The sequence below is a fragment of the Bacillus cereus group sp. BfR-BA-01347 genome (assembly GCF_022663835.1).
Taxonomy (GTDB): Bacteria; Bacillota; Bacilli; order Bacillales; family Bacillaceae_G; genus Bacillus_A; species Bacillus_A thuringiensis_K.
Window position 1 is genome coordinate 16,395 of sequence record NZ_JAKUGG010000031.1, and the last position, 19,690, is coordinate 36,084.

The window sequence follows — 19,690 nt, forward strand, 5'->3', positions numbered from 1 at the left end:
AGGTATCAATTATATAAGTGAAAAAACCCTCCTACCGTTTTAGGAGTTTTTAATTGGGAAGTCGCCAAACTTTGAACCAATTAAAAACTAATGCCGGTGGGTTTTTTTATTTTATAAAAAATATTTTGTTTTTCTTTAAAAATAGTTTCTCTTTATATATTAAATGGTTAGCAAAAGAATATCAATCCCTTTAAGCGTGTTTTGTTATCCTCTTTGTGAAAAGCCTTCAATTTCTTATATAGAATTGAAGGCTTTTTTCAAAAAAAACTTGAGAAATATAGAATCGCATATACAATTGTGGGAGCTTTATACATAAATAGTAATTATTTGTGTTAAAATGAGACTAATTACTGGTAATATAAAGCATACAATGGGGTGTAATGCAATTAATAGGCAATTCTCATCATTTTTAATACATTATAGTATAAACATGTTAAAAAATACTATTTAAAAGATATATTGATAGTTAATGTGATTAAAATTTTTTAATTGAATTAATGGTGAGACGTAGGTCTAGGGGGTAAGGAGGGAACGTTACATTGAGAGACTTAATGCAAACTTTGTTAGAAATCAAGAGAGATAAAAAAATAAGTAGTAGAGAACTTGCTAAAAGCATTGGGAGTAGTAAGACGACTATTGATAATGGACTTCGGGGTAAAACAGATGAATTTAAGTTTGAAGTTTTTTTAAAGTTAGTCCATTCTCTTTGTGATAGTTCAAGTGAACAAAGAGAACTGATACATAGGTATATTCTCGCGTGTAAAACACCTTTAAACATTAGAAAAGCGCTTTGTTATTGCCATGCTATGGGTGAATATGAATTATTAAATGAGATAATTCAAAAGCATAGTGATAAAAAAGAGATAAAAAAATATATAGATGTTTATAAAATTCAAAATAAGAGGAATCAGAATATTGCGAGAGGTAAAAGCCTTCTTGATGAGATAGAAGAACAAGATTTCTCTTCTGATACAGATTGCCAAGTGTGCTTGAAAGTTTTAAATATGGAAGCAATGTATGATATACAGAATTATAATGCTATTATTCCAATTGCAGAACGTACAAAGACTTTGCTGGATGAATTAAATTCAGGGTATATAAAATCTTGTTTAGAAATGAAATATAAAGAGCGTTTAGCTTATATATATTTATTAAAAAATGATTTAAAAAAATGTCGTGATGTGTGTATGGAAATTATAAATTCAGAAATGGATATTACTATTATTAAGGCTACAGCATGGTGTTGCTTAGGTGAGAGTTATACGTTTGAAGATCCATTGAAAAGTGCAAAGTATATAAAGAAAGCAATAGCTTTGTGTGAAGAATGTGAAGTGCCGAAAAAGGTTCAAAAGTTTCGTGCGTTTCATACTACCTTAGCTCATTTGTATATTGAAAATGGCATGAGTTTAGATGAAATTCGATTTGATTTAATACATATATCAGAAAAGGCCTATTTTGAATGTATGCATGGGGATTATAATAAGGGGATAAAATTATATGAGCAGATGAAAATCGAATTTAAAGAATTTTCGGCCTTTCAACAATATTCTTATTCTAAGGTCAATAATGATATAATAGGTTTGAAAAAAGCTTTAGAGTCATTTGAGCTAATGGGGAATATTTTTTATGCACAATACGTTAAGAAAGAGCTACTAAAAGAAGAGGTGACCGTACATGAATAAGTTCGTTGCCGTGTTGTTATCCACGGTAGTAATCTGTACATTAATTTTTCAAAGTGATTTACTAGGCTCAAAACAAAATAAATCAGCAAATGCAAGCCAGACAATGGTGTGCAAAATGACTGACCCTGGAGGCGGTTAATCCCGTTTTCCTGAAAAAGACGCTACTAATCAGTAGCGTCTTTCGTGCTTTAATGGGGTGGTTCATTATTAATAATGAAAGAAATTTCGTGCCAAAATAATAATAATAATATGTATTCAATATAAAAACTGGGGGTAATTGTATGCAAATTAATGAAAAATGGTTCTATGAAATGATTGATAAAAATAATCAAATTTTAGATATTTATCGTGAACTATTAGTTCTTTTACAAAATACTAATGAAAACAAATCATAGCTCTTATTTATCTTTTAATTTATTTCTAGTTTCAATTCTATGTGTTAAATATTTTGCGTACTCTATCAATTCATTTTCAAGAAATGCTTTATCCTTATCCGGCACGTTTTTATAACTCTCATATAAATCTTGTGCTAGACGATCCACGATAACCTTTCTATCTTCAATTTTTAGGGCTTCATTATCACTAATTTTATGATTTAGGAGTCTGTCAGTGCTAACATTAAAATAAATAGACAACTTTTGTAACATTTCAAAACTTGGTTCTTTACGTCCATGTTCCCAATTGGAAACAGTGCTACTGGCAACGCCTAAATCTTGCCCTAATTCTTTCATGTTTAACCCTTTAAGTGTTCTTAAAAGTCTCACGTTTTCTCCGAAATAATTTGGTATCATCTATATCACTCCTAATAGTATTTTATACCATAAAATAATTCTTGAAATTAATACTAAATTCACCGAAGGGATAAAAAATTATCCTTTTGGGGTTGTTTTTCGGCAGAATGCCGAATATAATGTAATTAAGGAGGTGAAAAAAATGGTAACAGAAAGTAAAACAAACCTACGTAAATGTAGAGAATCTAAAGGTTTTACAATTGCTGATGTTTCAAATGGAATACAAATTCCGAAAGGTACACTATACGACATTGAAATTGGGCGTCGTGGTATTAAAGTAGAAAAAGCTAAAAAGTTGGCAGACTTTTTAGGTGTACCAATCGAAAGTTTGTTTAATCCTACTTATTATTATGCCTGTAATGATACAGGATAATTGCTTGGTTTATGTATTTGTATTAGATTAAATTAGCAAAAAACCCTCTAATTATGTATTGTAAATGAAAACTCGGCAATTTGCCGAATAATATTCATAAAAATGCATAGTTAAATTATATATTCAAAATTCAGAATATTCTTTATATTTGTGGGGGTATTAGTAGTTTTACATGATCCTTGAAAATTAAATAAATATCAGAGGTGAACCAATGATTACAGCCATTCAACGTAGCAAACCTTATTTGAGCGTTTTAACCGTTCTTATGCTGTTGTTATCTATGTTCATACCGAATGTTGCTAGTGCGGATGTAGAAACCGCTGTTATGAATGCGGACGGCAGCCGTGTACAAATGTGGCATGAAAAGTATAACAATAAAGGTTGGGTCTATAATAAAGATCGCAAAATGTATGTTGAAACAGATTTGATTAAGATTGATGAATTCAACATTGCATATTGCTTAGAAATGATGTACACATCTCCGAATGGTCATGAACTTGAGCCAAAAGGGCGTCTAAGTGATGAACATTATAGGGTATTAACAAATGGGTATCCGAATAAGTCAAATGCTGAACTGGGAACAAGCAGCTGGCAAGAATCACATTTTGCAACCCAGGTAGCGCTTTGGATAGTAAATGGAGATTTACGTTATGATGGGATAGAGTTTAAGAATCCTAGAATTAAAACAGCTGTAGATAAAATTTTAAATGGTGCACGTAATGGTACAGAAATACAAGATTTGAGATTTGAAGTAACACCAGATCATCTTGTAGCAAACTCACAAGATGGATATAAACAAGCTGGTCCATTTGAAGTAAAAACAAATGGTAAAGGGAAGTTTGTTGTTGAAGCAGCCAATGCACCAGCAGGTACACACTTTGTTGATGCAGCAGGGAATGCAAAGAACGAATTTGAGACAGGAGAAAAATTCTTTGTTCGTGTTTCTGCGGATGCACCAACTGGCCAGTTTAATATCAAAGTAACTGGTAATCTAACAAAAACAGAAACTCTTTGGTATAAATCTCATAATCAAGGAATACAACACACAATGAATCTTGTTGTGTTAGAACAACATCCAATACGTGAAAATGCTCAAGTTTCTTGGATATCTGAGGGAATTATCGAGATCCACAAAACGGATGGAAACGGTAAAAACTTAGGTGGCGCTAAATTTAATGTCATGAATGCAAATGGTGATGTTGTTCGTCAAATCATAACTGACGATCAAGGAAGAGGAAGAGCGGAAGGTTTATGGTTTGAGGAATATACAGTAGTTGAAGTGGAAGCGCCTAAAGGCTATCTAAAAGATCCAACACCGAAAAAAGTAAAGGTGAATTCTAAAACACCTGTTTTGGATTTTGTTAACAAATTAGCAGAAGGTGAAGTAATCGTTAAAAAACTTGACGGTGATAACAAACCACTTGCGGGTGTAGAGTTCCAGATTTTAAATGAGAAAAATGAGGTAGTTCATACTTTAACAACAGATAACAATGGAATGGCTCAGGTAAAGAATCTTCCTTATGGGAAATATAAAATTGTTGAGAGTAAAGCTTTACCAGGCTATATTTCAGATAAAACGCCAAGAGAGTTTGTGATGAATGAAGATAAAGATTCTCATGAATTCCAATTCATTAATAACAAGATGAAAGGGTCTGTACAAATTTTCAAAACAGACGATCATAACAAACCACTTGCGGGTGTAGAATTTACACTATTTAAAGACGGCAAGGAGTATAAGAAAGTAACGACAAATAAGGAAGGTATTGCGGTTGTTGATAACTTACCTTATGGAAACTACGTTGTAAAAGAAACAAAAGGTCTTGAAGGATATATTCCTAGTAGTAAAGAGGAAAAATTCGAAGTAAAAGGAACAGATGACAAGTTTAAGTTTGTTTATGTGAATAAACAAATAAAAGGTTCTGCGAAAGTTACGAAGAACGATGACGCTGAAAAACCACTCGCTGGTGTAGAATTCAAGGTCTATAAAGATGGTAAAGAATATAAGACTATTGTTACGAATGACAAAGGCATCGCTGAATTAAAAGATTTACCTTATGGTAACTATACTGTAAAGGAATCTAAAGGATTAGAAGGGTATGTAACGGATAAAACAGAGAAACCTTTTGAAATCAAGCAAGACGGTGCTGTGTTTGAAGTAACGATAATGAATAAAAAAATTAAAGGTAGCATCGAAATTCATAAAAAAGACGACAGCAAGAAGCCACTTGCTGGAGTAGAATTTACGGTTTACGATGCAAAAACGAATAAAGCTGTTACGTCTGTTAAAACAGACGCAAAAGGAATTGCAGCTGTGAAAGATTTACCTTACGGAAAATACTATTTTCAGGAAACAAAAGGTCTTGAAGGATATGTGTATGATACAGGTAAAACAGACTTTGACATTAAAACATTAAACCAAAAACAGAAATATGATGTTGTAAATAAATTAATCAAAGGGAAAGTGCAAGTGACCAAAGTAAGCGATGAAAAGAAACCTCTTCAGGGAGTAGAATTTACAATTTACTCCGCAAAAGATAAAAAAGAAGTCGCTAAAATGGTAACAGATAAAAACGGGGTAGCTGTTTCAAAAGAGCTTCCTTATGGTGAGTATTACCTACTTGAAACAAAAACGGTAACAGGTCACGTGAAAGGCACGGAGAAACGCGAATTTAAAGTAAATAAAGATGGTCAATTGTTGAAGTACGATGTAATCAACAAAAAAATTAAGGGGAACATCGAAATCTTAAAAATCGATGAAGAATCGAAAAAGCCACTTGAAGGTGTAGAATTCGGTGTTTACGACCAAAATAACAAGGTAATAAAAATTGTGAAAACAGGAAAAGATGGCAAAACAAAAGTAGAAGGTTTAAGCTACGGCCACTACTACTTTAAAGAGCTGAAAACGATTGAAGGTTATGTAATCAATTCACAAAAGTTTGATTTCATGATTGAAGATCATGGGAAGACACTACCATTTGAAGTAACGAATAAATTTATCAAAGGAAATGTGAAACTTCTTAAAGTAGATGCAGAAAATCCGGAAGTAACAATTGAGGGCGCTGTATTTGAATTGAGAGGTTCTACAGATGAAGTTTTAGGTGAATATACTTCAAATAAAGATGGTGTAATCCAAATCGAAAATTTAGTATTTGGAAGCTATAAGTTAGTGGAAACGAAAGCTCCAAAAGGATTTGTTCTTGATTCAAAAGAAATTCCATTTGCAGTTAGTGAAGATGGACAGACGATTGAATTACAAAAAGAGAATCATAAAATATATGGGTCTTTAGAAATCACAAAAGTTGATATGGTAGACGGTATGGAATTACCAGGTGCTAAATTTGAAGTTTTTGAAAAAGAAACAGGTAAGAAAATAGTTGAAAAAGTGACTGATGAAAAAGGTAAGGCCATATTCGAAAAATTGCCTGCTGGTGACTACATGTTTAAAGAAACATTAGCGCCAGATGGTTATGTGCTATATGAAGCTGAAGTTGATTTTACAATTAAAGAGAATGGTGAGATCATTCGTCATACAATTGAAAATGAAAAAATCACAGGGTCTTTAGAAATCACAAAAGTTGATATGGCAGATGGTACGGAATTACCAGGCGCTAAATTCGAGTTATTCGATGAGAATAATAAGAAAATAGCTGAAAAAGTGACCGATGAAAAAGGTAAAGCAGTATTCCCGATGCTTCCGAAAGGGAAGTATAAGTTTAAGGAAACTGTAGCGCCAAATGGCTATGTGTTACATGAAGCTGAAGTGGAATTTGAAATTACAGAACATAACCAGATTATCCGTCACACAATTGAGAATGAAAAGGTGCCAACTCCAGAACAACCGAAAGAAGAGAAGCCAGCACCTAAACAACCAGAACAGCCTAAGCCAGAATTAACACCAGAACAACCAAAGCCAAAGGAAAAACATGTAATGGCAGCTACAGGTGGAGCGAAAACAGTTGGTCCATTAGTTGGATTAGGATTGATTGCTCTTGCAGGTGGATTATATGTACTTAAAAGACGGAATAAAGAGGCAGAAAAGAAAGCAGAGTAATCAAAGTTTATATAAGGAAGGAAAGGGAGCTATTTTAGAACTAGATAGTTCCCTTTTTCGTAGGGACAGTCAATGTAAGGAGAGGATGTCGGTGTTAGGAAAATACCGGTATATAGTTACTTTGCTTGTATTAATTCCTCTTTTACTCATAGCTTGTGCATTACAAGTATTAGGGGAGGAATATGGGGATGAATGACATTGTTATAGAAGTGTTTTTGAAAATGTTACTTATTTATTTGATAGGTTGTATTGGTGCTAGCTTTTTATGGAAAGTAAAAACCGATTAATTGGAAAGGAAAGATTATATGTACCTTTCACAAAAAGAAATTTTGATGCAGCGGATAGCAGAAAATGATATTCGTATTGAGGAAAGTTTTAAACAAGCTGTTTTGTGTGTCGAACATGGCGGTGTAACGAAATATAGCTTTAACAAACGTGTAGAGAATGGGAAAGAAATCGGAGTGGGTGGTGTTATTACAATTCCTCAATTTTGTGAGGAAAATGACACCGTACAAGCAATTGATTTAGCTTGGGCATTAGCTGGATATGAAATGTTCGTAAACCCAGGAAGAAAGAACAAATTAATATTAGAACTCTTCGGAAGAAATTCTTACCTGTATCAAAAGGCACTATGGGAAAAAGCTGAAGAAATTTGCATACGTGAAGGCTTTATGGATTCATACCTTCAATGGTATTGGAAAGGGAGGTCCGAAGTAACGTGTTCGAAAGAAAAAGAAAGTTTCCGTCAAGAATTTGAAGATCGTCGAAATCTTCTTTTACAAAAACGAAAAGAACACTCTTTAAATGAATTTATGTCTAGTTTTGGCTTCATTAAGCAACTTGTAAGAAGCTATTTTATTCTATTGTTCCTCCTATTGTTTGGAGCACTTTTAGATAAGAATGGTATGTCTGTACCACTTTTTGAAGGTTTAGGCGAAATGACATTTCTACAAATTGTAGCGATGACTAATATGCCGTATTCTTTGTATCTAATCTTGTTGTGTGGATTGCATATTACAAAACGAGTGTGGGGTAATGAAAAATTATGAAGAGAATTAGGCATTCCATTGATGATCCCTTAGCTTTTGCAAAAGGATGTAAATATGCTCTTACTCTCGCATTTCTATTTTGGCAAGTAATTGGTGTTATGTGTTATGTAGCTATAAAACTAGTTTTATAGGTTAGGAACGTTAATAGAAAGGGGAATATTTATGGCAAAGGTAACATTGAAAATTGAAGAAACATTGAAGTTTGCTGATGAAGTTGTTGTAGATGTACCAGAAACATTAACAGAAGATCAACTTCAGGACGTTTTAAATAAAGTGGAACAAGAATGTGGGGATGCTTCATCAAAAGATGTTGCATTCAACTTGAAGGAGAAATATGGTTTTCAAATTGTTGGGCAAAGCTATAGTTTTCCAGACGCACCATCCAGTCATGAGTTGGAGATTGTAGCGGCTAATTATGAAAGTGAAAATAGCGCTAAGAAACAAAATGAGGTGTAAACATGGATAAGTTAAATGAAAGAATACTCGTCGATAAAATTTTAGATCAGTTTGAATTGGCGATCACTTCAGTAGCAAATAAGTTTGCAAAGCAATCCATTGATAAAGAGGCAGCTCAAAAAGAATTAGAAGTATTGAAAGGTTTAAGTCAGGGCGTTTTTAACATACTTCATCCAATTCATGCAGAAAAAACAATGAGTGTATATGGATTGTTCGAAAAGGTAGAAAAGGTACTGGATCTGGATGGTGAAACGCTAGATAACCTTGTGAAAGGAGAAGGTATGTGACTTCAATCTCGTTGTATTTGAAGTATTTGTTGTATTCTCAATTTCCTTATGTTGAAGGCGTCTTATTTGCGTGTTTCTTAGCATCCACACTCAGTATGGTAAAAACAAAAATGAAAAGATTCTTTTCTGTATTAGTAGTAATTACAGTCGTTTTGGCTGTTTACTTTATCCTGAAGTTGGCTAAATTCCTGGTTTAATCCTTATTTGTAAATGTACCAGGAGTATTGAAAGTGAGTTGAAGTAAAGATGTTTAAGTTTGTTGCTTCATTCATGGTTACAGTTTTTGTACTTGTAACGTATTCGGATTGGATATTTGCAAATGTTCCAGGGGCACAAGAAGCGTGGGAATGGACAAAGATTAAAGTCACAGGAATATACCAGAGTTACGGAATGGGTGGCGTTGCAGCCTTACTTATAGTCGTACTAGGTGTAATTAGTTTAGTAAGGGATGAAGAGGAAGGAAGGTGATAGGGTGAACGTCTTAGAGAGTATACGTAATTTTAAGGGGAAAACAGCTGAAATCATAGCCGAAAATAAACCCCATCGACGTCAAAAAGAGAAACGTACATTGCCTGTTGTTAAAAAAACAAACTTTGCAAAGGGCATTATATGGACTGTAATCATTTGTGTAAGCGCCAGTGGTGTTTTGGGCTTCATGCGTGCTCAAAACGCTCTAGGGAAGTCTAAGGGTGCTCAAGTAGCTGTAGCACAAATGAAAGAGGATATCATGAAGCAAAAAGAAGATGTGTATACAAGTCCTAAATTGGAAATGTACGCAAATAGATTTGTTGATGTGTATATCAATGTTCCGAAAGAAAATCGTGAAAAAAGACAAGAAGAACTTTCAAAACTATATGCAAAAGGTTTGAAAGTAGATGAACAAAAAGACTTTTCTGGTTATAGAAAATTAAATAACAAAGTTTTATACGATGTGAAATATAAGAAAGACTACGCTGTATTACAGTATAAGGTTGCCTATGAAAACATCAAAATTGATAAGGTAGAAGAATCACACCAACCTGATCCGGCGCAACCACCAATCCAACAGATGGTAGAAAAAGAACATAAGGTGGCGCATAACGCTATCTTGAATATACCAATTGGGGCAAAGGAAGGGAAATATGCTGTAGTTGAAAATCCTTATATGACAGCACCAGAAGAATTACAAGCAAAACGTTTAGATGCTGTTAATAACCCACTGGTAGATGAAGAAGAAATTGAGTTTGTGAAAAAAGACAAGTTAGAAAGATGGCTGAAAGAATTCTTTGCAAAATATGCGGATAGTAAGTCTGAAGACATGAAATATATGATGAAAGAACCAAAAGGCTTAAATGGTATTCAACAGTTTGTAAGAATTGATGATACAAAAGTGTATGCAGCGAAGCAAGAGGATGTATATATCGTTAAAACAAATGCAATTTTCAAAGAAAAAGAACTGGATTTAGAAAATAAAGAGGTTTATACATTAAAAGTTAAGTTGAAAGATGATAAATATTTCATAGAAAAAATGGAATACACATTAGGAGGAAATGAGTAATGTTGAATTCACAATTTATATTAGGAGCGGGATTACCAACTTTATCAAGATTTACGCAATGGGCATCTCAAGAGGGCGGAAACGCAGTTGTAATCATTTGTATTGCAATTTGTGTCGTCTGCTTATTTAGACAAAAATGGGGTAAGATGATTGGTTTCTTAGTTGTAGCAGCCTTCACGTTTGTAACAGTTGGAAATCCAAAAGGGATGTTAGGTTCGTTTAAAGGAATCATTGACATGTTCTTTGGTGGTTAATATGGCAGAAAAGGAAAATTACAATTTAAAACAGGTTTTTACACACCCCATTACAATTTATAAATTTGGGCGTTACACGTTACCGTTTGGTGTTCCGTTAGTTAGGCTTGTTGTGTCACTTGTGATTTTTCTCATCATGTTGATATTTAATAAATTCTTTATGGCCATTGGATCAATGGTTTCTGGATTATGGATTATTCTGTATACAGGTATCCCCTATCTTTTAGGGGGATACCTGGTACAGAAAAAGTATGATGGGAAGAAAATTGCGTATTATTTATATGATTTTAGTAATTACTTCTTTGGTGTATATCTTCCGAAAAGAAGATTTTGCAATGATGAAGTTGTAGAGTATATCGATCAAAAAGAAATTAGAATTGAGCCAATTTATATTGAAATAGAAGAACGTATAAACGAGGTTAAGAAGCGTCCTAATAGACGCATGCCACAAAAAGGAGAGTGAAATGAATGCAATTAAGAAGTCCATTTCGTGATGCCCATAAAAACCTCATGTTGACTGCTAAAGGAGATGTAATAGGGTTTTATAAGGCAACTCCTATTATGATTCCTGCAGCGGATTATGAGAAGGCAGAGGACTACAAAGCAAGTTTCGCAAGACTATTTGCTGAACTGCAAAAATATGAAGATATTCATTTGGAAATGTATCCATTGGATATGAATTTAAAAGAACGATTTGCAAGTTTAGAAAAAGATTTTGATCCTCAAACAAAGGATATTGCGAATTACTACAGTAACGAAACAATACAACTTTTAGAAGCAGAATTAGGTTCGGTAACAAAATATGAATTTATTTTAACAGTTAGGATTCGGAGTCATTTGCTATATGGAAGTGAAGATGTTACAGAGATTATAAAAAATGCTTTTGGTTCTGTGACGGACACGTTTGTGAATCTTTTAGGATGGGAAAAAACCATTTCTAAAGAGTTTTATGATCGGTTTGAAGAGTTGGAAAAAGAAGTGTTTCAAAAAGTACAGTCATACGGATTTAAACGTTTGACGAAAGATGAAGTGATTTATGTAAATAGATATAATTTCTTACGTGATATTCACCACTTAGTAGAAGAAGAAAAGAAAAAACGAGGAATTACGAATGTCACAGATTGTATCATTGATCCAACGGAAATGGGGTTTTTGAAGCTACAGAATGGCGATGGTAAGTGCATTATTGCGAATGTCGTTGTAGACGAATTTCCGATGAATATGGACGGTACACATCTATTTCATAGAGCGCAACAACTTCCTTTTCCTGTAGAGGTTCATGTGAAGGCGAAATATGTTGAAAAACATACTGCACTAAGAAAAATAAACATGGTGAAACAGCGGTTTAAAGAAACGGATAATGATCGATATGAAGCAGGAGAAGATCAAGATGATCATTTATCAAGTGGTTCATACGTCCTGAATAGAACGAAAAATCAGATTTCTAATGATAAATCCTATTTTATGAAGTGGGTTGCGGTTATTGTTGTACATGGGAAAACGAAAGCGCTTTGTAAAGAAAGAGCGCAAGCGGTGATTCGTCATATGAAGAGTGGCGATATAGAGTGTGTCAAACCCGTTGCCGATCAATTACAGCTGTTCTATAAGTTTTTACATGGTCAGCCTTTAGAATTTGAAAAGAATTGGGTCCAGTGGACAACGCATCATTCTTTCGCAGAAAACTTATTTGCCGTTTCAAATGAGATGGGGACAAAAACTGGTTTTTACTTTGGAAGAGTAGACAAATATATTACAACAGCTGTAGAACGAGAGCAATCTGTTGCAGAGAGTCGTGACATTGTATTGTTCCATCCGTTTATAGCGAATGAAGGGATAGCAGGAGCCGTTACAGATAGTCCCCATATTGCGGTTACTGGAGAAACAGGGAAAGGGAAATCATTCTTGGTTAAACTCCTGTTTATGTATCTAACATTTCTAGATGTGAAGCTACTATATGTTGATCCAAAGTCAGAACTACAAAAATGGTTTGAAAGAGCGATTAACGACCCGTATATTCAAGAGAATTTCCCGCTTTTCGTAGAGCATTTAAAAACGTTCCATTATGTTACACTAGATGTAAAGGACCCTGCCAACTGGGGGACTTTAGACCCGATTTGCTTCTTAGAGGGAGCTGAAGCAAAAGACTTAGCACAAGGGATTGTAGAACAAATTTATGATATGAGTGGGAAAGATAACGTTAAAACCGCCCTTTTAAAGTCATTAACTAATGTCATTGAGAGCCGCGCGCAAGGAGAAAAGGTTGGATTTATGCATGTTATCGAAAAACTACGAAAGAACAATGAAAAAGAGATTAGTGATGCTGGAGATTTGCTATATGAATTAACGCAAAATAGTGTACTTCAATTGATTTTCTCATATGGTGAGACAGAAGCAATGAATTTAAACCACAAGGTTAATATTCTTCAAATTGAAGGGCTGGATCTTCCGCAACAAGATGATGACCCTAAATATTATACCGATAGTGAGAGAAAGAGTTTGTGTCTGATGTTGCCACTTGCTAAATTCTGTGAAAAGTTCGGTAGTAAAGATAAATCAGAAAGAACCGCAGAAATCTTTGATGAAGCATGGATGATTACAAGTGCACGTGGAGGAAAGAAGTTAACGAAATCCATGCGCCGTGTAGGACGATCTTATAAAAATGCGCTTATTCTTGTAACGCAGTCTGTAGGTGATGTACAAACAGAAGATGATAGAGGAAACTTCGGTGTAACGTTTGCCTTTGATGAAAAAAGTGAGCGAGAAGATATTTTGAAATATTTGAATCTTGAAAACACTCAAATACATCGTGATATGTTGAAAAACTTGATGAAAGGTCAGTGTATCTTCAGTGATTTTTATGGGCGAGTTGGGAAAATTGCGGTAGATTGCTTATTCGACGAATGGGCAGAAGCCTTTAAAACAGTTGAGAAATCACATTCGGCGATGGCTGAGGAGGCAATGATGTAAATGAAGCGTAAGATGATGATTTTTTCACTTGGTATATCAATTTTTATTGGTGGCTGTTCTAATACCTATGATAAAGCAATTGACAAGGTGTTGAGTTTAGAAACCGCAGATATAAAAGATGCAAAAAGAGATATTGAGAAAGTAGAACGTGATAAAACATGCACGAAAGTATATCAAGATGGGAAAATTATTGAGATTGCGTATAAAATCAGAAAAGATCATACACTTGAAAAATATTATATTCAATCTGGAGACACATATAAATGGTTACCGTATTATGCAACGAAAGGGAAATTGTCTCCAGGAGAAAAACCTGTATATGAAGAAAATTGTGAATGAAAGAGAGAGAGGAATTAATGAAGCATAAAATTAAAATATGGATAGCTTTGTTAACTATAATCTGTGTTACATTCATTCCGTTTCGTGTTATGGCTGACGATTCTGACGAAAAAGTCAGCCCTAAACACGTAGAATCTGGTGGTGTTAAGTTAGATGGGAAAGTATTTGATTATGAACAATACGAAGCTGTAACACATATAAAAGATTCTTGGAACCCATTTTCTAGTGAAACCCTGGATCGGGGATTGAATGCAATTGCAAATATGTTTTTTAGCTTAACTAAAATGATTGCGGGTTTAATCGATACAGCGATTGAAAAATTATATAGCTTGTCTCTAGTTGATCAGGCAGCTGATAAAATTGGGAAAGTATCTAGTTTAGTATATAACAATTTGTTCGAATCTTTAGGGATTTTATTAATAACAGTTGCAGTGATACAAATTTTTATCTATTACAGTGTAGGTAAAAGCGGGATGAAAGCTGGAAGAGCGACGCTACAATTACTAGCTGTAATCGCTGTAGCAACGATTTGGTTTGCGAATGCAGGTTATTATTTGAAAACTCTGAATGGTCTCAGTAATGAAGTGCAAGCTACTATTATGAAAGCAGGAACGCCTTTAGCGGATCAAAAAATCAAAAAAGGTGAAGAATTAAATGGTTCATTAGCGATTTTACGTAATTCATACTTTAATTTGGTAGTGAAGAAAAGTTACTTGGTTATGAACTATGGTACACCGGACGAAAAAGCAATAACAGGAGATGATAAAAAGGGAGAAAATCGAATTAACGATTTATTACAATATAGGGTAAGTAAAGATGGATATAAAAAACGAGCTGAAATAGCTGAAAAAGAAGCGGATAAATTAAAGAATCTGTATATGGCACCTAGTACAGTATCAACGAAAATAGGGGTCGCAGTTTGTGCCTTTGCATTCTCTTTGATATTAGGGATTCCACTGTTAGTCTTAGCGTTTTTAAATGTAGGAGTGCAAATTCTTGTATTGGCATTTTCAACAATACTGGGTGTCTCGCTCTTACTAGCATTGTTACCGAGGTTGGCGAACAGTGGTTGGCATAACTTCGAACGAATGGTAGGACTATTCTTTGTGAAAGCTTTTGTTGGAATCGCTATCTTATTCATTTTCGTACTTGTTCAATTGATGGAAGGTTTTATTCCACCAACAACACCTGATATGTATATGTTAAACATTGTTGCAACCGCAGCTTGTATGTTTATTGTGTTTAAATATCGAGACAAGATTATTCAAGTTGCGACTGGTGGGAAAGTGTCTACAGTTGATGGAGGTATGATGAAACAAGCCTATGAAAAAGGTGTGAAGAAACCTGCTGGAAAAATAACGAGTTTAACAAGAAAAGGACTGGAAAAGGTTGCAGGTCCGGCTGGTAAATTGTTGCGGAAAAGTGGTCAAGGACGTAATCAACAAGGAAATAGACAAGGTGGAAATGAAATAACGAGTTTAGGAAGAAGTACACAGCCACCTAGAGTAGAAAAACCTGATCCAAGAGTAATAGATGTCACGATAAATCGATATGTGGATGGTTCACCACCAACAGAGCAATCTACGGAAGGTACAGGTAGAACGAAACAAAATAGACCGGAAGGTGGAAATGCTAGTGTGGGAGGTAAGGAGAATCTGAAAAAGCAATCTTCAGAGGAAGAAAAAGAAAGAACGCCGCAACCAATTGAAAGTGAAGCAGAAGCACCAGAAGGAGTGGACAGCACGATAGAAGGGAAAGAACATGGTTCTCCTGAAGTTTCGGAACAAGACCAAGAAAGAGCGCCGCAACCAATTGAAAGTGAAGCAGAAGCACCAGAAGGAGCGGGCAGCACGATAGAAGGGAAAGAACATGGTTCTCCTGAAGTTTCGGAACAAGACCAAGAAAGAACGCCGCAACCAATTGAAAGTGAAGCAGAAGCACCAGAAGGAGCGGACAGCACGATAGAAGGGAAAGAGCATGGTTCTTCTGAAATTCGAGAGCAAGATCAAGAAAGAACACCCCAACCAATTGAAAGTGAAGCGGAAGCACCAGAAGGAGCGGACAGCACGATAGAAGGGAAAGAACATGGTTCTCCTGAAGTTTCGGAACAAGATCAAGAAAGAACGCCCCAACCAATTGAAAGTGAAGCGGAAGCACCGGAAGGAGCAGACAGCACGATAGAAGGGAAAGAGCATGGTTCTTCTGAAATTCGAGAACAAGATCAAGAAAGAGCGCCACAACCAATGGATAGCGAAACACAAGCGCCACAAGGGGCAGACAGTACGATTGAAGGAAAGGATGCTCATACACCACAAATTTCAGAAGCAGGACCAGAATTAGAAAGAACAAGAGAGAATCCGGAACAGAAAGAAGGTTCTTCAGTACCATCGGCAGTGCCAAGTACAGTTGGTGGAAAAGAGGGTCATACAAGACAGAAGCTTTCTGAACCGGAAAAAACGAGTGGTCAAGAGAATCAACCAGAAAAAGAAGTGAAAGAAAAGAAAGAGAATCAACAGGTAGTAAAGACTAATGAACCAGCTAAACAAGCCGCAAACGAAAAACGCCAGGAGAAACAAAGGCATACTCAAGAGACAAATATGAAAGAAAGCATAAGTAAAGGGCGTCGGCATGAGGAAGTACAGGAGCAACAACAGCGTATAAAAGATATGCGAACAGAAAAGCCAGCAAGTATAAAAGTACCTAGAAATAGAAATACAGCTGGCGGAAAGCAGTAAGGGGGAAGTGATATGAAAAAGATGGTATTCATGTTCATTGGACTTCCTATTCTGGTAATGTTTGCTTTCGCCTTCTTTTTTATCGCTATTTTGCAAGAACCGAAACCACCGGCGACGGGGGGCGATGCCCCCTTGATGGGTGGCACGATTTGTAGACCAGGTGGAAAAACATTAGTGGCAGACGATTTAAACCCGCATTTGGGTGGTGTATTTACCGGTAAAGGGCAGGCATTTATTGATGCTGGTACACAAAATAATATTGATCCGGTTTTATTAACCGCTATAGCTAAGTTGGAAACTGGAAATGGTACAAGTAATGCAGTTAAAAAATATAACAATCCAGGGGGATTGATGAATCCGGCAAGTACCAATATGACAGGGTTTATTCAATTCGCAACGTTAGAAGAAGGTATAAGTGGAATGGCTCGTAATCTATATAAAAACTATATTGGAATGGGGATTACAACGATTGAAGCGATTGGCGCGAAGTATGCGCCGCCGGGCGCAGCCAATGATCCGCATGGCACAAATGGGTTGTGGCCAACTTTAGTTACAAAGTTTGTTCAGCAACTAGGAGGTCTTACATTTAACTGTACACCGGCGGAGAGTGGGAATGTTGGAAGTGTTGGCGATCCTAGCTCGCATGGATTTGTTTTACCGATTCCAGGGAATCCGCTTGTAACGAGCCCATATGGGCCGCGCTGGGGCACAATTCATAAAGGAACCGATTACGCATGTACAAGAGGGCAGACAGCAATTGGTGCGGCAAAAGCGGGTCGAGTTGGATTTGCGGCATTTGGTGCTAGTGGCTCTGGATTTGGCGGGTATGGCAATTTAGTAGTTCTAGAGCATGAAGGAGGTTTATGGACGTTATATGGTCATATGGATGCACTTTCGGTTCAACAAGGGCAAATGGTCCAGTCAGGTCAACAACTTGGTGTGTGCGGGGCGACAGGGCAAGTAACAGGGCCGCATTTACATTTTGAGGTAAAAACATCATTTAAGTTTGGTCAAGTTGATCCAGCACCCTACATGCCGTAATAAGGAGGGAATAAAATGAAACAAGTCGTACAAGGTGGAGCCATTGTTGTTTTGATAATTACAAGTGGCTGGTTATGGAATAGTAACAGCAATTTAAAAAGTGAATCGCTTGAACAGAAAGCTAAGCTAGTAGCTCAAATAAAAGAATTAAAGAATCAAAATCAAGACTTAGAGGAACGAGTGAAATTGCTAAGTGAGAATACACAGGAAAAAGGACAAGAGGTTGCAAAGCACTTTGTCGAGACATTACTTACGTATGATAGTAAAGATAAGGAGCAAGAAGGATTAAAGAAATTAAAAAAGATGGTGAAAAGTGAAGCGGAACAAAAGCTTTTCCAAACAGACGAAGATGCTCATAAGCGTATTGATGATTCAGCTATTCATTACACAACAAAGGCAAATGTAAAAGAGACATATTACACTAGATCGGCAGAAAATAAGGCAGATGTAACAGTGGAATATGAATATGTCATGAATATAGAAGGTGAAGAGAAAAAAGAAAATCACAGTATGAAATTAAAATTAGTACTAGAGGATGATGGTTGGTTTGTAGAAGATTATGATTTTGCAATTAAAAATGGAACAGAAGGCCCTTAAAGGCTCAGAAGTTCAAAAGGAGGAAAGTATGGATGAAAAAATTTGATTTGAAAAGCGTGGAGGTACGCGTGCGGGAAATGCGAATAGAAGCAACAACAGCTTGTGAAGCGATGGAAAAGTTCAAGAGATTAAAACCAGGTAAAAATGAAAAGGTTGATAGCGAAATAGAAGTTCAAGAAGTCCAAGAAGATGAATGTGTAAAAATTTGAATGTAAAAAATATACACACTGGAAACGCTGGTTTTTAAAGGTTTCTTGTAGTGATGTAATATATTTTTTGGAAAAATTGTTGTAACTTACAACAATATGTGTTAATTTTGTTGTAAGTTACAACAAGTTATTAAACTTATGAAGATTGGTCTATCTCTTATCTCAGGATTAAGCAAGTAGAAAAAATGAAATTAGAAAGGAGAGAGCTGTTTTGGGTATAAATATTCCACATTATTTATATGTAGGTGGATATTCGAAAGAGAAAGTCTTAAATGCTCAAGAAAAGGCGAAAAAGATATTTGATAAACAAGAGCATTCGGAATTGGTGAGTCCACTGAAAAATGTATCGTTTTCTGTATTTTGTGATAGTGGTCATGCAAGGTGGGAAAATGAAGAAGAATATATGGAAGCGAGAAGATCATACATTCAATATCTTGTAGAGGTGGATATTAAATTTGTAGAAATAGCAGCAAAAGAATTAATTTCTTAAATGAAATAGTCAATCTAAATGTGAAAACGCCCTGACATGAAGGGTCAGAGCGTTTTGGGTAATTGATGTTGAACATGGTTGCTGTTCAATGTACTCGAAAAAGTCATTTTAACACCGAATGATATCTAAGTCTATATGAAACGAAAAATAAAAGGAATCACCATATTTACAAAAAATAAAGGAGGAAACGAAATGAATTTAAATAATGTTAATGTTCTTGGTAGAAATGTTAATGGAGAATTTGAAGGGAAAAGGAATTACCCTGGAGAGAGTTTGTTACCAGGTGCTTTATTAGAAAATAGAAGTAGTAAAAAGTCTTTTATTACAAATATGAAAACCTTACAGCAAAGGGCAATCGAGTCTAATCAGTCTGCAATAGAAAATTTAGCTAACTATAAAACGAATAATGAGGATGTTAAACAAGCAATCAGATTTTACATTGCAGAGTTGGAAGAAATAAACGAGGAACTTAGCAAGCCGATTGTATTGAAAATGTCGTAATACAATTTGAATTTGGTATAAAAGTTCGGAATTCGTGTAAAAGCATTATTTGGAAAGAAATGGAGTAATGCGAAATGTCTATTGAGAATCAAAAAATATCTGAAGAAAAAGAACGGGAAAGAAAGTCTAAAAGGTACGAACGTATTTTTATCATTTCTTTTCTTACAACTATACTTTTTATTATCGGAAGTATAGTTGCTGTAGGATGTACAGGTTTTAAATACATTGAGTACTTGGTTGTAGTAATTATAGTCAGTATAGCTATTACCAATGATACGCAAAAAGCATATAAGAAATCTCATATTCCAAGTGCTAAAAATATTGAGTGAAC

22 protein-coding genes are annotated in these 19,690 nt (G+C 35.2%); 21 read left to right on the top strand and 1 reads right to left on the bottom strand.

Annotated elements, in window-relative coordinates; genetic code table 11:
• Positions 1–53 precede the first annotated feature (53 nt).
• The 3 genes from MR143_RS28815 to MR143_RS28825 all read left to right on the top strand — a co-directional run bounded on the left by MR143_RS28815 (position 54) and on the right by MR143_RS28825 (position 1,821).
• Positions 54–194, top strand: a complete 141-nt coding sequence (locus MR143_RS28815) for a hypothetical protein (RefSeq protein WP_165365588.1) — start codon at positions 54–56, stop codon at positions 192–194.
• Positions 195–551: 357 nt separating this feature from the next.
• On the top strand, positions 552–1,682 hold the full coding sequence (locus MR143_RS28820) for an AimR family lysis-lysogeny pheromone receptor (protein ID WP_242281168.1): 1,131 nt from the start codon (positions 552–554) through the stop codon (positions 1,680–1,682).
• The gene (locus MR143_RS28825; protein WP_165365589.1) at positions 1,675–1,821 is read left to right on the top strand and encodes a hypothetical protein; all 147 of its coding nucleotides are present in this window, start codon (positions 1,675–1,677) and stop codon (positions 1,819–1,821) included. The genes MR143_RS28820 and MR143_RS28825 overlap by 8 nt, the downstream gene beginning before the upstream one ends.
• A gap of 259 nt (positions 1,822–2,080) precedes the next feature.
• Here MR143_RS28825 and MR143_RS28830 read toward each other — a convergent pair whose 3' ends face one another.
• On the bottom strand, positions 2,081–2,473 hold the full coding sequence (locus MR143_RS28830; RefSeq protein ID WP_130067648.1) for a helix-turn-helix domain-containing protein: 393 nt from the start codon (positions 2,471–2,473) through the stop codon (positions 2,081–2,083).
• A 142-nt stretch (positions 2,474–2,615) separates the two neighbouring features.
• Between MR143_RS28830 and MR143_RS28835 the strand changes: the two genes are divergently transcribed.
• The 18 genes from MR143_RS28835 (at position 2,616) to MR143_RS28920 (ending at position 19,688) form a co-directional block, all read left to right on the top strand.
• Entirely contained in the window at positions 2,616–2,846 is a 231-nt protein-coding gene (locus tag MR143_RS28835; RefSeq protein WP_130067649.1) for a helix-turn-helix domain-containing protein, read from the top strand.
• A gap of 211 nt (positions 2,847–3,057) precedes the next feature.
• A complete protein-coding gene (locus MR143_RS28840) occupies positions 3,058–6,897 on the top strand; it encodes a SpaA isopeptide-forming pilin-related protein (RefSeq protein WP_242281131.1) in 3,840 nt (1,279 codons plus the stop codon).
• Positions 6,898–7,202: 305 nt separating this feature from the next.
• Positions 7,203–7,946: a hypothetical protein gene (locus tag MR143_RS28845; RefSeq protein WP_242281132.1), complete on the top strand. Its 744-nt coding sequence runs from the start codon at positions 7,203–7,205 to the stop codon at positions 7,944–7,946.
• A 162-nt stretch (positions 7,947–8,108) separates the two neighbouring features.
• Entirely contained in the window at positions 8,109–8,402 is a 294-nt protein-coding gene (locus MR143_RS28850; protein ID WP_242281133.1) for a hypothetical protein, read from the top strand.
• 2 nt (positions 8,403–8,404) lie between these two features.
• Positions 8,405–8,689: a hypothetical protein gene (locus tag MR143_RS28855; RefSeq protein ID WP_130067653.1), complete on the top strand. Its 285-nt coding sequence runs from the start codon at positions 8,405–8,407 to the stop codon at positions 8,687–8,689.
• Positions 8,690–8,935: 246 nt separating this feature from the next.
• Positions 8,936–9,157, top strand: coding sequence for a hypothetical protein (locus MR143_RS28860; protein ID WP_242281134.1), 222 nt, complete (start codon positions 8,936–8,938; stop codon positions 9,155–9,157).
• 4 nt (positions 9,158–9,161) lie between these two features.
• A complete protein-coding gene (locus MR143_RS28865) occupies positions 9,162–10,226 on the top strand; it encodes a conjugal transfer protein (protein WP_165365590.1) in 1,065 nt (354 codons plus the stop codon).
• A complete protein-coding gene (locus MR143_RS28870; RefSeq protein WP_242281135.1) occupies positions 10,226–10,480 on the top strand; it encodes a TcpD family membrane protein in 255 nt (84 codons plus the stop codon). The genes MR143_RS28865 and MR143_RS28870 overlap by 1 nt, the downstream gene beginning before the upstream one ends.
• Before the next feature lies 1 nt (position 10,481).
• Complete coding sequence (locus tag MR143_RS28875) at positions 10,482–10,943, top strand: conjugal transfer protein (protein ID WP_242281136.1); 462 nt, start codon at positions 10,482–10,484, stop codon at positions 10,941–10,943.
• Positions 10,944–10,948: 5 nt separating this feature from the next.
• A complete protein-coding gene (locus MR143_RS28880) occupies positions 10,949–13,447 on the top strand; it encodes an ATP-binding protein (protein ID WP_242281137.1) in 2,499 nt (832 codons plus the stop codon).
• Positions 13,448–13,786: a cystatin-like fold lipoprotein gene (locus MR143_RS28885; RefSeq protein ID WP_130067659.1), complete on the top strand. Its 339-nt coding sequence runs from the start codon at positions 13,448–13,450 to the stop codon at positions 13,784–13,786.
• Positions 13,787–13,803: 17 nt separating this feature from the next.
• Positions 13,804–16,521: a CD3337/EF1877 family mobilome membrane protein gene (locus MR143_RS28890; protein WP_242281138.1), complete on the top strand. Its 2,718-nt coding sequence runs from the start codon at positions 13,804–13,806 to the stop codon at positions 16,519–16,521.
• A 57-nt stretch (positions 16,522–16,578) separates the two neighbouring features.
• Positions 16,579–17,562: a peptidoglycan DD-metalloendopeptidase family protein gene (locus MR143_RS28895; protein WP_374267639.1), complete on the top strand. Its 984-nt coding sequence runs from the start codon at positions 16,579–16,581 to the stop codon at positions 17,560–17,562.
• A gap of 15 nt (positions 17,563–17,577) precedes the next feature.
• Positions 17,578–18,159: a hypothetical protein gene (locus MR143_RS28900; protein WP_242281139.1), complete on the top strand. Its 582-nt coding sequence runs from the start codon at positions 17,578–17,580 to the stop codon at positions 18,157–18,159.
• A 32-nt stretch (positions 18,160–18,191) separates the two neighbouring features.
• The gene (locus MR143_RS28905; protein ID WP_242281140.1) at positions 18,192–18,368 is read left to right on the top strand and encodes a hypothetical protein; all 177 of its coding nucleotides are present in this window, start codon (positions 18,192–18,194) and stop codon (positions 18,366–18,368) included.
• A gap of 211 nt (positions 18,369–18,579) precedes the next feature.
• Positions 18,580–18,858, top strand: coding sequence for a hypothetical protein (locus tag MR143_RS28910; RefSeq protein ID WP_242281141.1), 279 nt, complete (start codon positions 18,580–18,582; stop codon positions 18,856–18,858).
• A gap of 192 nt (positions 18,859–19,050) precedes the next feature.
• Complete coding sequence (locus MR143_RS28915; RefSeq protein ID WP_242281142.1) at positions 19,051–19,359, top strand: hypothetical protein; 309 nt, start codon at positions 19,051–19,053, stop codon at positions 19,357–19,359.
• Between the two features lie 74 nt (positions 19,360–19,433).
• Positions 19,434–19,688, top strand: a complete 255-nt coding sequence (locus MR143_RS28920) for a hypothetical protein (RefSeq protein ID WP_242281143.1) — start codon at positions 19,434–19,436, stop codon at positions 19,686–19,688.
• Positions 19,689–19,690 lie beyond the last annotated feature (2 nt).